17 protein-coding genes are annotated in these 13,299 nt (G+C 52.6%); 6 read left to right on the top strand and 11 right to left on the bottom strand.

From position 1 onward, the window contains the following. A partial coding sequence (locus ACXJJW_RS03605) for a metallophosphoesterase family protein (protein WP_456474362.1) occupies positions 1–450 on the bottom strand: 450 nt, incomplete at its 3' end. An 11-nt stretch (positions 451–461) separates the two neighbouring features. Here ACXJJW_RS03605 and ACXJJW_RS03600 point away from each other — a divergent pair. Next, positions 462–2,099, top strand: a complete 1,638-nt coding sequence (locus ACXJJW_RS03600; RefSeq protein WP_503417197.1) for a hypothetical protein — start codon at positions 462–464, stop codon at positions 2,097–2,099. Here the strand turns inward: ACXJJW_RS03600 and ACXJJW_RS03595 are convergent. The 10 genes from ACXJJW_RS03595 to ACXJJW_RS03550 all read right to left on the bottom strand — a co-directional run bounded on the left by ACXJJW_RS03595 (position 2,086) and on the right by ACXJJW_RS03550 (position 8,325). Further along, the gene (locus ACXJJW_RS03595; RefSeq protein ID WP_456474361.1) at positions 2,086–2,532 is read right to left on the bottom strand and encodes a CBS domain-containing protein; all 447 of its coding nucleotides are present in this window, start codon (positions 2,530–2,532) and stop codon (positions 2,086–2,088) included. The genes ACXJJW_RS03600 and ACXJJW_RS03595 overlap by 14 nt on opposite strands. Before the next feature lie 12 nt (positions 2,533–2,544). Continuing rightward, on the bottom strand, positions 2,545–3,579 hold the full coding sequence (gene argC / locus ACXJJW_RS03590; RefSeq protein WP_456474360.1) for an N-acetyl-gamma-glutamyl-phosphate reductase: 1,035 nt from the start codon (positions 3,577–3,579) through the stop codon (positions 2,545–2,547). 60 nt (positions 3,580–3,639) lie between these two features. After that, the gene (locus tag ACXJJW_RS03585; protein WP_456474359.1) at positions 3,640–4,332 is read right to left on the bottom strand and encodes a DNA alkylation repair protein; all 693 of its coding nucleotides are present in this window, start codon (positions 4,330–4,332) and stop codon (positions 3,640–3,642) included. 106 nt (positions 4,333–4,438) lie between these two features. Then, the gene (locus tag ACXJJW_RS03580; protein ID WP_456474358.1) at positions 4,439–5,224 is read right to left on the bottom strand and encodes a proteasome assembly chaperone family protein; all 786 of its coding nucleotides are present in this window, start codon (positions 5,222–5,224) and stop codon (positions 4,439–4,441) included. Beyond that, complete coding sequence (locus tag ACXJJW_RS03575; RefSeq protein WP_456474357.1) at positions 5,211–5,399, bottom strand: RNA-protein complex protein Nop10; 189 nt, start codon at positions 5,397–5,399, stop codon at positions 5,211–5,213. The genes ACXJJW_RS03580 and ACXJJW_RS03575 overlap by 14 nt, the downstream gene beginning before the upstream one ends. Before the next feature lie 6 nt (positions 5,400–5,405). Beyond that, positions 5,406–6,209, bottom strand: coding sequence for a translation initiation factor IF-2 subunit alpha (locus tag ACXJJW_RS03570; RefSeq protein ID WP_456474356.1), 804 nt, complete (start codon positions 6,207–6,209; stop codon positions 5,406–5,408). 5 nt (positions 6,210–6,214) lie between these two features. Further along, positions 6,215–6,409, bottom strand: a complete 195-nt coding sequence (locus ACXJJW_RS03565; RefSeq protein WP_456474355.1) for a 30S ribosomal protein S27e — start codon at positions 6,407–6,409, stop codon at positions 6,215–6,217. Next, positions 6,410–6,688: a 50S ribosomal protein L44e gene (locus ACXJJW_RS03560; protein ID WP_456474354.1), complete on the bottom strand. Its 279-nt coding sequence runs from the start codon at positions 6,686–6,688 to the stop codon at positions 6,410–6,412. Positions 6,689–6,796: 108 nt separating this feature from the next. Next, complete coding sequence (locus tag ACXJJW_RS03555; protein WP_456474353.1) at positions 6,797–7,510, bottom strand: RAD55 family ATPase; 714 nt, start codon at positions 7,508–7,510, stop codon at positions 6,797–6,799. A 50-nt stretch (positions 7,511–7,560) separates the two neighbouring features. Further along, positions 7,561–8,325: a DUF63 family protein gene (locus tag ACXJJW_RS03550; protein ID WP_456474352.1), complete on the bottom strand. Its 765-nt coding sequence runs from the start codon at positions 8,323–8,325 to the stop codon at positions 7,561–7,563. Positions 8,326–8,443: 118 nt separating this feature from the next. On the opposite strand from ACXJJW_RS03550, the gene ACXJJW_RS03545 reads away from it, so the two are divergent. Genes ACXJJW_RS03545 through ACXJJW_RS03525 form a run of 5 tightly spaced genes read left to right on the top strand, consistent with a single transcriptional unit; the run spans position 8,444 to position 13,216 of the window. After that, positions 8,444–9,805, top strand: a complete 1,362-nt coding sequence (locus ACXJJW_RS03545; RefSeq protein WP_456474351.1) for a PAS domain-containing sensor histidine kinase — start codon at positions 8,444–8,446, stop codon at positions 9,803–9,805. 1 nt (position 9,806) lies between these two features. Next, positions 9,807–10,175, top strand: a complete 369-nt coding sequence (locus ACXJJW_RS03540) for a response regulator (protein WP_456474350.1) — start codon at positions 9,807–9,809, stop codon at positions 10,173–10,175. A 36-nt stretch (positions 10,176–10,211) separates the two neighbouring features. After that, on the top strand, positions 10,212–11,255 hold the full coding sequence (locus ACXJJW_RS03535) for an NAD(P)-dependent glycerol-1-phosphate dehydrogenase (RefSeq protein WP_456474349.1): 1,044 nt from the start codon (positions 10,212–10,214) through the stop codon (positions 11,253–11,255). Then, entirely contained in the window at positions 11,255–11,689 is a 435-nt protein-coding gene (locus ACXJJW_RS03530) for a UPF0179 family protein (protein ID WP_456474348.1), read from the top strand. The genes ACXJJW_RS03535 and ACXJJW_RS03530 overlap by 1 nt, the downstream gene beginning before the upstream one ends. Before the next feature lie 30 nt (positions 11,690–11,719). After that, on the top strand, positions 11,720–13,216 hold the full coding sequence (locus ACXJJW_RS03525) for an acetyl-CoA carboxylase biotin carboxylase subunit (RefSeq protein ID WP_456474347.1): 1,497 nt from the start codon (positions 11,720–11,722) through the stop codon (positions 13,214–13,216). Positions 13,217–13,299: the final 83 nt, after the last annotated feature.

The following is a 13,299-nucleotide window of genomic DNA, read 5'->3' as shown; positions in this document are numbered from 1 at the left end:
CCGGCGCTCTGCGAGCTTGAGAAAGGCGCTTAGCAAAGCATCGGGGTAATCCGGAAAAACATACTCCTCAAGCTTCCTGCGGGGGCTGCCGTGGACTGCGCAGAGCTCATTCTTAATCTCCAGGGGTAGCTCCGCAAGGTAGGCCAGCTCCTCCTCGCCAAGCTCTGTGCGGGTCCACTGTATCGCCCTCGCCGCCACCGGGTTAAACCACGTTGCATCCCCGGTTACAACCGCATGGTCATGGTTACCCAGCACAGAGGGAATGCGCTTCTCCCTTAAAAGCTGTATCACCTCCCTAGGGTAGGGGTTGTAGCCCACCACATCGCCCAGGTGCAGTGTCTCTGCCTTTGGAAGCTCATCCAGCACCGCCTCGAGCGCCGGGAGGTTTGCGTGCACATCAGCGATTAAATTAAGCTTTGTCACGGTTATGCTTTTAACCCAGGAGGGCATAAACCTTTTTGGTGGCAATGCTCGCTAAAAGCTTCAGGGCGCTGTTCTACATTGAAAGGAGGGAGTTTACCTTTCTCCTCGTTATCTACCTGCTCGGCCTCGGACTGAGGCTCCTTCCCAGGCTCAGCATGGACCCGCATATGCTCACCTTTCAGGGCGACGTATGGTATCGCTTAGCTATGGCGCAGTACATTTTAGACTATCATTCGCTCCCTGAGCCTGACCTGAGGTACCGCACCTATGGCTATGTCCCCCTTTGGTATCCGCCCCTCTCTCTGCTGCTTCTCGCGCTGGGCAGCTCAGCCTCAGGTGTTGACCTTCCAACACTCTGCTCCCGCGTGCTGCCCTTCCTTGAAGCCTCCACACCCCTTTCTATCTACTTCCTTGCCAGATTTCTCGCCGGCAGGTTCGCCGCAGCCGTGGCCACGCTCACCCTCGCACTCACACCCAGCTTTGTGTTCTGGAGCGGTATTGCCGACCCCCAGAGCTTCACCCTGTTTGCTCTTCCCCTCTACCTGCTTTACTGGATGTGGTGCTCAGCGCAGAGGAGCATTCTCAAGCTTGTGCTCCTGGGCATTGTCCTCGGCGTCAACTTCCTGCTCCACCTCTCCTACTTCATAGTGCTCCTCTCACTGCTGATGGTTACCTTAGGGCTTATCATAAGGCGAGAGGCGGGGCGTAGCCTGCTCATAGACCTCCTCCTCGTCATTGCCATCTCGCAGGCTGTAGCTGCGCTCTGGTGGCTTCCACGCGATCTGTACTGGTGGTGGATAAACGCCCTGGTAACAAGCAGCGGTATGTACCCTGTGGAACGGCAGCTCGCCGAATATGGCACAATCGCCGCTTTGCTCGGCTTCGCTGGCATGCTCTATCTCCTCCTCCGCCACCCGCGCAGGCACTCAATTCTTCTCCTCTGGGCTCTTCCGCTTTTTCTGGAGACCCAGAATGAAACCATTCTGCATGCGCTGGGCAGGGTGGACCTCACCTGGCACACCCTTGCGAAGCCTCTCGAGGGCTTCAGGTTCTACCCCTTCCTCGCCCAGCCCGTGGCCATCGCCGTGGGAATCCTGGTGAGCGACACCCTGCGGTGGGTTAGCTCTGGAGAGAGGTGGCGCAGCTTTGCCCTAGTAGCTCTGGCAGCGCTTCTGCTTTTTGGCATATACGATTACAACCTCGACTCCCGCTTCCAGGCTACTGGTCTGGTACCCGAGGAGTACAATGCTGCGCTCTGGTTCAGGGACAACACAGGTGAGGAGGCGAAGATAATCGCCGATTACTACCGCGCTCAGATGTTCGCAGGAGTAACCTCCGGCAGGGCCCTTCTCGGAGGGATGTTCCCTCTGCGCAACGTTGAGTACGCCTACATAAAGGCCCCGGGGCAGGTGCAGAACGACATCTATGTGCTCTACAACACCTCCTCGCCAGAGCAGGCATGGAGGTTGGCAAGGCGCTACAATGCCACGCACATATTCTACTCCAGAAACATGGAGGTGTACGGCAACCTGCTCAGCTACTTCAAGCCCGCCTCTGAGTACGGCGTTGATATAAACTTGGAGAAGTTTGAAGACGAGAGGTACTTCACAGAGGTTTACGACAACAACAGGAGCGGCCTGGGCGAGGTGAGGATTTACAAAATCAGAGCGCCTTAATCACATCTCCCCGCGTTATTATGCCAATCAGTCTGCCTTCTCCAATCACTGGCAGGCGGTTTATATCGTACTTGGCCATTAATCGTGCTGCCTCCTCAATGTCCGCATCCTCCTCTATGGTTATAACCTTGCGGGTCATAACATCCTTAACCTTTGAGGCGGCAAGCTTATTTATCTCTTCACTGAGCTTGCGGTGCATCCTTATTGGAAGCTCTATAACATCAAGAGGGCTCGGAAGTATAAGGTTTAGGCTTGTTTCCTCCTGGAACAACTTCATTAAATCTGCCTCGCTGAGAATGCCCACAAGCTTCTCTCCCTCGACCACGGGGGCGCCACTTATCCTGTTCTCCCTCAGCACTCTGGCAGCCTCCTCTATGCTCGCCTCCGGGGAGAGGGTTATAACCTTACGCGTCATAACTTCCTTAACCTTCAAAACTCTTACCTCCTATGGATGTATGCCTGCACTTCTCAGCGCCTCTTCCTCGCGGAAGCCCAGCATCAGATTCATGTTCTGCACTGCCTGCCCTGAAGCGCCCTTTATCAGGTTGTCTATCGCAGACACAACTATCACCCTCTCACGCTCCTCATCCACGGCAAAGCCACCTATGTCTGCGAAGTTTGAGCCACGCACAGCACTCAGGCGGGGAATCTCACCAGCATCAAGCACGCGCACAAAGGGCTCCGGGGTGTAAAGCTCTGCATAGAGCTTCCTCACCTCTTCGGCATCAACCTTGTGGGTGAGGAAACCGTGCAGTGTGCTTGTAAGCCCGCGAATAACAGGTACTATATGGGGTACGAAGGACACCCTCACCTCGCTGGAGAAATTGCGGAGCTCCTGCTCTATCTCCGGCAGGTGCTGATGCGTCGTTACCTTGTAGGCGAGCACGCTCTCAGCGGCATTGGGGAAATGGGTGGTTTCCCGGGGTGTGGTACCTGCACCGGAGATTCCGCTCTTGGCATCGGCCACTATGTGGTAGGCGTCTATAATCCCTGCCTTCAGCAGGGGTACTAGACCTAGGATGATGCTCGTGGGATAGCACCCCGGATTTGCCACAAGCTTCGCTCGCCTTATCTCTTCCCTGTGAAGCTCGGGCAGGCCGTAAACAGCCTTTATCTCAGGGGCGGCGTGCTTCTTGCCGTAGTACCTCTCATAAACTGCGGTGTCCTCAAACCGGAAGTCGCCGCTCAGGTCCACTACACGCACACCATGCTCCAGGAGGGTGGGCACTATCTCCATGCTCGCCCCGTGAGGGGTGGCACAGAACACAAAGTCGCAGCGCTCAGCAACCTGCTCATAGGCGATGTCTTCAAAGTTCAGATTCAGCACGCGGCGCAGGTTGGGGTGCACCCTATATAGGGGATTGCCCGCATACCTGCGGGATGTGACGCAGGCTATCTCAACCTCGGGGTGCTGAGCCAGGATGCGCAGAAGCTCTCCACCCGTATAGCCGGAGGCACCGACTATGCCAACTTTTACCATGCTGAGAAATAGGCACGCCAGAATATAATCTTTGCCCCTCTGGAAGGCAGGATGACGTTTTTAACTATGCAACCTTTTTTGAACAGCTTCGCCTGTTAATTCTCGAATCGCGTCAGAAGCAATCCACTTTGCACTTCTCGAGTTCATCTTTTGAATTTCTTTAGCAGTTTCAATTGCTCTCCTATTCAAAGCGAGGTTACGTTTTCCAATCTGCCTTAACGCCCAGTTAACTGCTTTTTTAACGAAGTTTCTATTATCGGTAGCTTCCCTCTTTATGATAGGGAGAAATCTCTCAAATTGTCCATCATCCGCTTTCTTATCACTGACCGCCAGGCGAGCCATAAGTACGAACCCCGCCCTTTTGACAAACTCCTCCTCCCGTGAACTCCATTCAACACACTTCTGATATGCGAATTTTGTCTTCTCAAAGAGGTTCATGCAGCACTGGTCGCAGATTTCCCAGTAGTCAAATTCCTCTACCCACTTTTCCATCTGCTCTTCAGTAACCATCTTCGGGTCGGCGATCATACTCGCAAGTATCCTGGTCTCACGCGTGTTCAGAGCCCAGAGCTGCCGGGCAAGCTCGTGGTTTTTCCCTATCTCCTTGGCAATCTTTCTCAGGTCTGGGATCGGGACGCCGTATGCATTCTTTGGGGTAATCCCGAATTTTGCCATGCCCTCCACCGCTTCAGGATTGGAGAGAGATTCCAGCTTTTTAAGAATGTGTTCCAAATCTCTCCCACCTTTTGCCATGGCTTAGCCTCCCTCTTTCACCAGTTGCCGCAGTATTGTTTTGTTGTTTTCATAGCCCCCTCCTAAGCCATCCTCCCTGCAACCTCCTTAATATGAAAAAAGACACCTACCCTATGTAGCGCATCTCATCATCACTGGGTTCGCGGCGTATTATGCCCATATCCTCCATCATCTTCCTCTCCACCCTCTGCGCCTCCTCCACACGCCTCGCAGTGTCCTTAACACGCTTAACCAGCCTCTTCATACTTATGGGCACGTTGAGTATAGCGGTGAGAACCTCAAGCACAGCGCGTGCACTGTTGGGGTCCACGTAGAAGCCAGAGGTCTCTCCCATCAGGCAAGCGCCGTATATGCCATGCCTCTTTCCCTGACTCAGGAGCATCCCAGAGACGCCTATAATCTGACCCTCGCCATCGCGCTTGACCACCACACCCTTCTCCTCCAGCAGGGGTATGTAGCGCGGATGATTAACCGCTCCGAAAACCTTTGGTTTTTCCACGGGTCTGCCAACACCAAGTCCACCGAGGGTGAACATCTCGCGTGCGCCCAGATTCCCTGCCATGTCCAGAATTTTCTCGCACAGCATGTACTGCCCCTCGAGGGAGGTACTCTGCGTATTCCCCACCACAAAAATCAGGTCGCGCTGCCCCTCCTGCTCTGCACGCCAGTAGTAGAACTCATTTTTCATCTCCTCTATCATTCCCGTCTTTTTAATAACCACGTGGGGAGGAAATGTGGCCGAGTAAAGTCTGGCAAACTTCTTTGCCCGAAGCTCGCGTATCATGTGCTTGGCGGCGATCTTGCCCACATGCCCTATGCCCGGCAACCCCTCTATGAGCACCGGCGAGCGAAGCTCAGGCTTGCGCGTGAATACAACCTCAAATTCCCTCATCACCATTCCCCTCTTCCTTCATAATTTCCCTCTTGAGCTTTCTCCTGTACTCCCCGTATGGGTCCTGGGGTGAGAACCTGGGAGGATGAGGAGAAACCGTGGCTTCACCACACACCTTGCATATGTCCTTCAGGGTATAAACCCTGCACTTCTTGCATACTTTAAGGCGGTTCATCTATGACTATTCCTCTTTTATTTCCCTGTAAAACTTGCCCTCTCCACCCTTCTGGGTTACGATGTTTATTGCGTGCTCCGCTGTCTTCCTCAGCACTTCTTCTGCTGTTTTGTAGTCGTAGGCGACGACGGTTATCCTGTACCTCGGCGAGCCCACATAGCTTATGTCCAGGCTCACATCATCACCATGGTTGAGCTTTTTAGCTGAGATGAGCGCCTGGCGGATTACCTCAACACCATCCGGAGCACGGGAGCGGAGGTCAACAAAACCATCTATCTTCACCTTTGGTATGGAGACGTTTTCCTGTGCCAGCTTTATCAGCGGCTTTACCCACTCCTGGGGAATATTTATATCCTTAATCGCCTCCTCACCCAGCGCTGAGATCTCCTCAAAGGCGCCGTAAATTTCGCCGAACTCCTCCTCGAGCACAAAGCCCACCTCGCGGTATGCCTGCTCTAGGGTCTTGCCCAGCTGCTTCGCCGCCATCTCCAGGAGCTTCTCAGCCTTCTGGGCGCGCTTCCACTCCTGCATTTTCTTCTTCTTCGCAGCATCGCTCACGCGCCTAAGAGACAGGTCCACATGCCCCTTCCTGCGGTCCACAGCGAGAACCTTGGCAACTGTCTTCTGCCCCTCCTTAACAAAATCGCGGATGTTCTTTATCCAGGTGGAAGCCACCTCTGAGATGTGGATGTAGCCCTCCCTATCCCTGTACTCATCCAACCTGGCAAAGGCTCCATGGGGATAAACCTTTGTTACTGTACAAACCACCAGGTCGCCTTCACTTGGAAAGGGCTCGCGTTTCAGGACCAAATTCTTCACTCCAGCACAGAAATTATCTTGGTGAGCACCTTAACCTTACCGCCCGTGGGCTCTGCCAGGGTCTTGCCGCACACCAGACAGGTGACCTTTGATGAAGCGGAGCCGAAGATTATCTGCTCATTGCTGCAGTCATCGCACTTCACACGCAGGAAGCGAGAGCGCGGTGCAGTTGTAATCTGCTCCTCAGCCATCTATACCGCCTCCATCTCCAGCTTCTTGACCCTGAAGCCCTTCATGCTGTGCGCCTTCTTGCAGGTTTTGCACCTCAATATGAGTGCCACGCGCTTGGTTGGCTTTGAGCCACTTGGCAGCGGGCGGGGGAATCCACCATAGCCAGCGAGCACCCGGCGGAACTGCCTTTGTCCAGCTTTAAGCTCGCTTGCCTTGCGCTTCTTAACCTTGAGTACCTCATGTGTAGTATGCCTCTTACAACTCGGGCAGTATGTTCGTTTCTCCTTTGGCATCTTCATAACTATCACCGAAATGGAGTTTAAAAGCTCACAGAGCAAGTAATATAAGGTTCCGAAAGTAGTAACCACGTGCAGGTTTTTAAGTCTTTTGGTTATTAACGTCTGCAATCACAGCTCAAGGTCCTCTTTTGTGTAGATTGTGAACCTGTCGTTCTGATAGAGCAGCGGGAAGTAGTGGGTGTCGTGGTTTGTTGCGCGCATCTTGACTATGCCGATGTAGCGCTCCAGCGATGTGAGTATGCCCCCCCGCCTCTGAAAGAGCAGATGGATTATGCCGTCGCTCAGAAACTCCTCCACACCGTACTCACCGTAGCGCCCGCCCTCTGGAGGCATCTCTGATATCAGGAAGGAGGTAAATCCCAGGTCGCTGAGGGACTTGGTGAAAAAGTATATCTCTGCACGCACATCTCTGATTGTGGTAAGGGAGTAAAGCGCATTCAGCGAATCTATCACCAGAAGCTCATACTTCTTCTCGTCCTTCATCTCTTTGAGAAAACTGGAAAGCTTCTGAATCCAGTTTTCCACCCTCCTCTCTTTAATCTTCTCTTTAATGTCGTTGAAGCTGGCTATATCCACAGCACCCTCCCTGGCCATGTTCAGCTTTTCCATGTGCATGAGCAGGCTCTTCGGGTCCTGTTCAAGGGTTATGTAGAGGCCGGGTATTCCCGCCCGAATGGCGTTGTTGTAGAGGATGCTGTAGGCAAGGGACGACTTCATCGTACCCGCGGTACCGCAGATAAGGTTTACGCTTCCTTTTGGGATTCCCCCCTCCAGCTTTTCATCCAGCCCGCGCACAAAGGTCCTTATCCTCTGTATGCTCATCACCACTAATTTCCTGCCGTGCGTATTTATACTTTTCAGTCGAAGCCATGCTAGACCAGAGTAAGGAGGAGGGAGTTTCTGGTGCCAGGGCCAAAACCGAGGATGAAGATGGTTACCTTGATGATACGGTAGTATACATCTTCCCCCTCCTCAAGACGCCACTTCTCAAGCAGGTAGAGCACGGCGCCCACAACCACCAGCTTAAGGGGTATCATCACCAGGGCTGTACCGGCAAGATTGATGATAATTTCCGGCAGTATGTGCTCTTCGCTGAAGTGAAAGTAGTCTATGCCTATGAAGGTTCCACTGGCATCCAGGAAGTGGGCGAAGATTATCCCCTGGTTGCCGGAGGTGCGAAGGAATTTCAGGTTAGCCACTCTCGCAACCGCTTCTACTCCAATAGTAAGCACCGCCGCCAGGGCTACTGGATAGAAGAACCTTATCGGAGAGCTCATCTCTGAAATGAGCCTTATCAAGAAGTATGGTACTGTAACAGCGCCCAAAACCAGGACCACCTTCCAGTACCTTATTCCGTAGCGCTCCTGAAGAAACAAACCCGTGCCGACAAGCACAGAGCCATAGGCAACGCCGAGCACATATATGCCCGGAGTAACACTCCACCACTGCGACTTCTCATAAACACCGGCATCGGCAAGAAGGCGAATTGTTATTGCAAACACTATGGGCGGAATCAGGGCTATCATAAAATCCCTGTCCAGGTCGACTCTGGTAAACAGATACCTCTTCAGGAGCCACAGGATGATTATGAGGAGTATGAAACCCCTTACATAGTCCAGGGGGGTGTATACGGCCATGCTTTCACCTTACGATTACTGCGATGATAAAATTTTCTCAATGCATCATCCTAATGGTATAAATACCTATGCATACACATAGTACAGTGAACCCTTGAAAATTAAAAGAGGGGAATAAATGGTTGAGCAGTTAACAATAGTAATCCTGTCCCTCTCTGTCATCCTCCAGTTTTCTGCAGCATACTTTGCACTATATCTGGTGAAGGTCACAAACTCAAGGGGATGGCTTCTTCTGAGCATTGCACTTTTTTTCATGGGTTTAAGGAGGCTTATCTCTCTTATTGGTATTTCATACAACGGTGGAGAGATTCTCACAGGGATACTGCCAGAAATTGTGGCGCTTATAATATCTGTGCTCATGGTAACCGGTGTATTTTATATCTCTGGCTATTTCAGGAGCAAGACAGAGGCTGACAGAGCTCTTAAGGAGTCTGAGAAGAGATACAGAACTCTTGTTGAGACAATGAATGAGAGTGTAATAACCCTCGACAGAAGTGGAAGGATAACCTATGCAAATTCCAGGGCAGCAGAGCTCTTCGGCACTAATAGTTCAGAGCTGATAGGCAAGCCAATCGTAAATTACTGCAGTGAAGAGTGCTCCTGGCAGTTAATGCAGGGAGTTTGCAACCCTCAGAAGGTCCCGATTACAATTGAGACCCATATCGTGGATGTAAATGGAGAAAAAAAAGATGTACTGGTGAGTATATCCCCTGTTTTCGACGACAATAGCGAGTTTATAGGTACAATTGCGGCTCTTACAGATATAACCCCGCTGAAGAAGACCGAGGAGAAACTGAGGGATTATGCAGAGAAATTGAAGCAAAGCAGCGAGCTGAAAGACCTCTTCATAGATATTCTGCATCATGACCTCATGAATTATGTAAGCATAATAAAGGGGCATACAGAGATAGCCAAGAGTGAGGGGATGGACAGAGAAACGATAAAGATTGTCCGCAGGAATGCCGATAGAATTATGGAGGTGATAGAGGACGCCACAAAGTACTCAAAGATTGCGAGTATGGATAAAATCGAGAAGGTGGAGCTTGATCTCGCCGAAGTCATTGCTTCTGTTGTGCAGGAGTTTGGTCCGGTACTCAGCGAAATCGGGATGAGGGTTGAGAACAGAATTGACTGCACGCTGCCGATGAAGGCGAACCCTGTTATCGAGGAAATCTTTTTGAACTTCCTCACCAATGCTATAAAGTATGCGCGTGGGGGTAAAGAGATAGTGATCTACGCCGAAGACACTGGTGATTGCTGGAAGATAAACTTCGCTGACTTTGGGCCGGGGGTACCTGAGGACCAGAGGTCGGCGATATTCCAGAGGTTCAGCAGGGGTTTGAAAGGTGAAGCAAAGGGCTCTGGTCTGGGGCTTGCGATAGCCAAACGCGTTGCAGAGCTTCACGGCGGTGAAGTAGGCGTGGAGGACAATACCCCTAAGGGAAGCATATTCTGGGCAAAACTTCCAAAGGGTGAGTAGCATGGTAAGGATACTGGTTGTGGACGATGAACCGGATATAAGAATGGTGGTCTCGAAGATACTGAAAAAGCGAGGGTATGATGTAGAGCTGTGCGAGTGTGCGGAGGAGGCTCTGGAGAAGCTTCGCTCCGGAAATACGCCTGACCTGATCATCCTCGACCTTATGATGCCCGGGATGTCTGGTATTGAGGCGTGCAGGGCTATAAAGTCGGACCCTCTGCTTAAGGACATTCCTGTTATAATACTTACTGTGATGGTAGAGCCGGAGAGCAAGGAGGAGAGTCTGGAAGCGGGGGCAGAGGCCCATGTGGATAAGCCGATAAACATGGCGAAGCTGTACGGTGCCATTGAAGCCATTCTGCAGAAATAGCAAAGTTATATATTCCCGGGATTCTTTTTACTTTCTATGCGTACCAAGTTTATGCAGTTACCCAGGGCTGTGCTTGTAGGTGAAGGTGTGCTGAATGAGCTTGGTCAGCTTGTGGCACAGCTGAAGCTCAGGAATCGATGCATCCTTTTCACCGGGTACACGACCGCAGGGGTTGCAGGAGAGCGCGCCGGAGAGATACTTGAAGAGGAGCACGAAGTGGAGATTTTCAGGGTTAGGGAGGCAAGCTTTGAGGTAGTCGACGAAGCCCTCGACACAGCAGACAGCTTCGGCGCGGAGTTTCTTGTGGGTGTGGGAGGGGGCAAGGTAATCGATGTGGCCAAGCTTGTGGCGAAGAGGCTGGGCACAGAGTTTTTGAGTGTGCCCACCGCAGCAAGCCATGACGGAATAGCGAGCGCTCGAGCATCGATAAAGTGGGAGAATGGCACTGTTTCCAAGGAGGCAGTCGCACCGCTTGGTGTGCTTGCTGACATAGAAATTATTCGCTCTGCGCCATATCGCCTTACCGCAAGCGGGTGCGGGGACGTGATTTCAAAGTTTACAGCAACACGCGACTGGGAGCTTGCCCACCGCGTTACCGGCGAGGAGATAAGCGAGTATTCAATCGCCCTGTCCAGGATGAGTGCAAAGATAGTTACCCGCTCAGCGCAGGAGATTCGCAGTTCTCCAGAGGGGATACGCAAGGTTGTTAAGGCGCTGATCTCCTGCAGCGTGGCTATGAGCATTGCAGGCAGCTCACGCCCGGGCTCTGGCTCTGAACACAAGTTCAGCCATGCTCTGGATATTGTAGCCGAGAAGCCCGCGCTTCACGGCGAGCAGTGCGGAGTTGGGGCTATAATGATGATGTACCTCCATGGCGGTGACTGGCGCAGCATAAGGCGGGCCCTCAGGGAGATAGGCGCGCCAACATGTGCAGGGGAGCTGGGGCTCAGCAGAGACGAGGTGGTTGAGGCGCTGTTAAAAGCCCGGGAAATTCGTCCTCACCGCTATACCATCCTTGAACACGTGAATCTGGACAGAGATAAGGCAGAGAAGGTAGCGCAGGTAACAGGGGTAATATAATGCCGGTCACTCTTATAGATAAAAAGTATGCCAAGAAGGGTTATGCATTTATCCACTACGGTACAGCGGATGAGTGTAAAAAGTGCAAGCTGAGCAAAACCTGCATTGGAAACCTGGAGACAGGGAGGAAGTACCTTATCACCGCTGTGAGAAGGAAGAAGCACAAGTGTGCAGTTTGCGGAGAGGCGGTGGTTGTGGAGGTGAAGGAGGCTGATGTTGAGGCAGGGATTGAGCCGAGGAAGGCGCTCATCGGCGCAAAGCTGGTGTATTCTCCAGTAACTTGCGACAGGCTGCTGTGTGAGAATTATACCCTCTGCTCTCCAGAAGGCCTTAAGGCCGGAGACAAGGTTCTGATATCGCAAACCGAGGCGCCGCTTGTGTGTGAGCGCGGATTATCGCTGGTTAAGGTGGTGCTGCACAGGGTGTCTCGTTAAATATAAAAAGTGCACAGGAGATGCTAAACCATGTTCAGCAAAATCTTGGTTGCGAACCGTGGAGAAATCGCAGTGCGCATTATGCGCGCCTGCAAGGAGCTTGGCATAGCGACGGTTGCCGTGTATTCAGAGGCAGATAAGCTTGCACTTCATGCGAAGTACGCCGAGGAGGCTTACCTAATCGGTCCTGCGCCCCCAAGTCAGAGCTATCTCAACATCGATGCCATTATCGATGCGGCGGAGAGGAGCGGCGCAGATGCTGTTCACCCCGGCTATGGATTTCTCGCAGAGAATGCACGCTTTGTGCGGGAGTGCGAGAGGCACTGCATCACCTTCATAGGGCCTTCGAGTAAGGCAGTGGAGCTGATGGGGAGCAAGATTGAGGCAAGAAAGACCATGAAGAAGGCTGGTGTGCCCGTTGTCCCGGGAAGCGACGGCGAGATTCGCGACACCGAGGAGGCAAAGGCTATAGCCGAGGAGATAGGCTATCCCATTGTGCTCAAGGCTTCCGCCGGAGGTGGCGGTATAGGGATGAAGGTGGTGAGGAGCGAGGCTGAGCTTGAGCGCGCCATCGAGTCTGCAAAGAGCGTTGCCAGGTCAGCCTTCGGCGACGCGACGCTGTTTATTGAGAAGTTTCTTCTTCGCCCCAGGCACATTGAATTTCAGGTGCTCGCAGATAAGCACGGCAAGACGCTGCACCTTAATGAGCGCGAGTGCTCAATACAGAGGCGCCACCAGAAGCTCATCGAGGAGTGTCCCTCGCCTGCTGTTACGCCGGAGATGCGGGAGCGCATAGGAAGCCTGGCTGTCAAAGCCGCGAGGTCTATAGATTACACCAACGCAGGTACAGTGGAGTTCATCTACGCAGATGGAGAGTTCTACTTTCTGGAGATGAACACCCGCCTGCAGGTGGAGCATCCCATAACAGAGCGAACCACTGGGATAGATATAGTTAAGGAGCAGATACTCATCGCGGCGGGCAATGAAATTGAATATGAGCAGGAGGAAGTACCCCTCTTCGGGCACGCGATTGAATGCAGGATTAACGCTGAAGACCCCCTCAACGACTTTGCACCCTCGCCGGGCAAAATAACCCGATATCGCTCGCCCGGCGGACCTGGCATAAGGGTAGACTCAGGCGTCAGAATGGGGTACACCATCCCGCCCTACTATGATTCGATGATTTCAAAGCTTGTGGTGTGGGGAAGAAACCGTGCCGAGGCTATTGTGCGCATGGAGCGTGCGCTGAGTGAGTACATAATCACAGGCGTTAAGACAAACATCCCCTTCCACAAGGCGGTGATGCGAACAGAGGCTTTTCGCAGGGGCGACCTCTCCACCAGCTTCATAGAGGAGCAGAACATCCTGGCAAAGATACCTGAGATAATAAAGGAGGACGAAGCACGCCAGGCGAGGTTGGCGGAGGCGTTCCGTGAGGACAGGCGGGTGGCCGCCATAGCCACGGCGGTGAGCATGTACATCGATTCAGCGAAGCGTAAGGCTGAGGAGAAGTACGAGAGGGAGTAGCTGCGCCGCGAATGCGTCTCAGTTTTGTGCTAATGCACATCCCCTTGGTTTTTGATTTGTATGTTTATGTTATCATCTTAGTA

The organism is Candidatus Pyrohabitans sp., from assembly GCF_054014795.1.
This window is presented reverse-complemented; position numbering and strand designations above follow the sequence as displayed.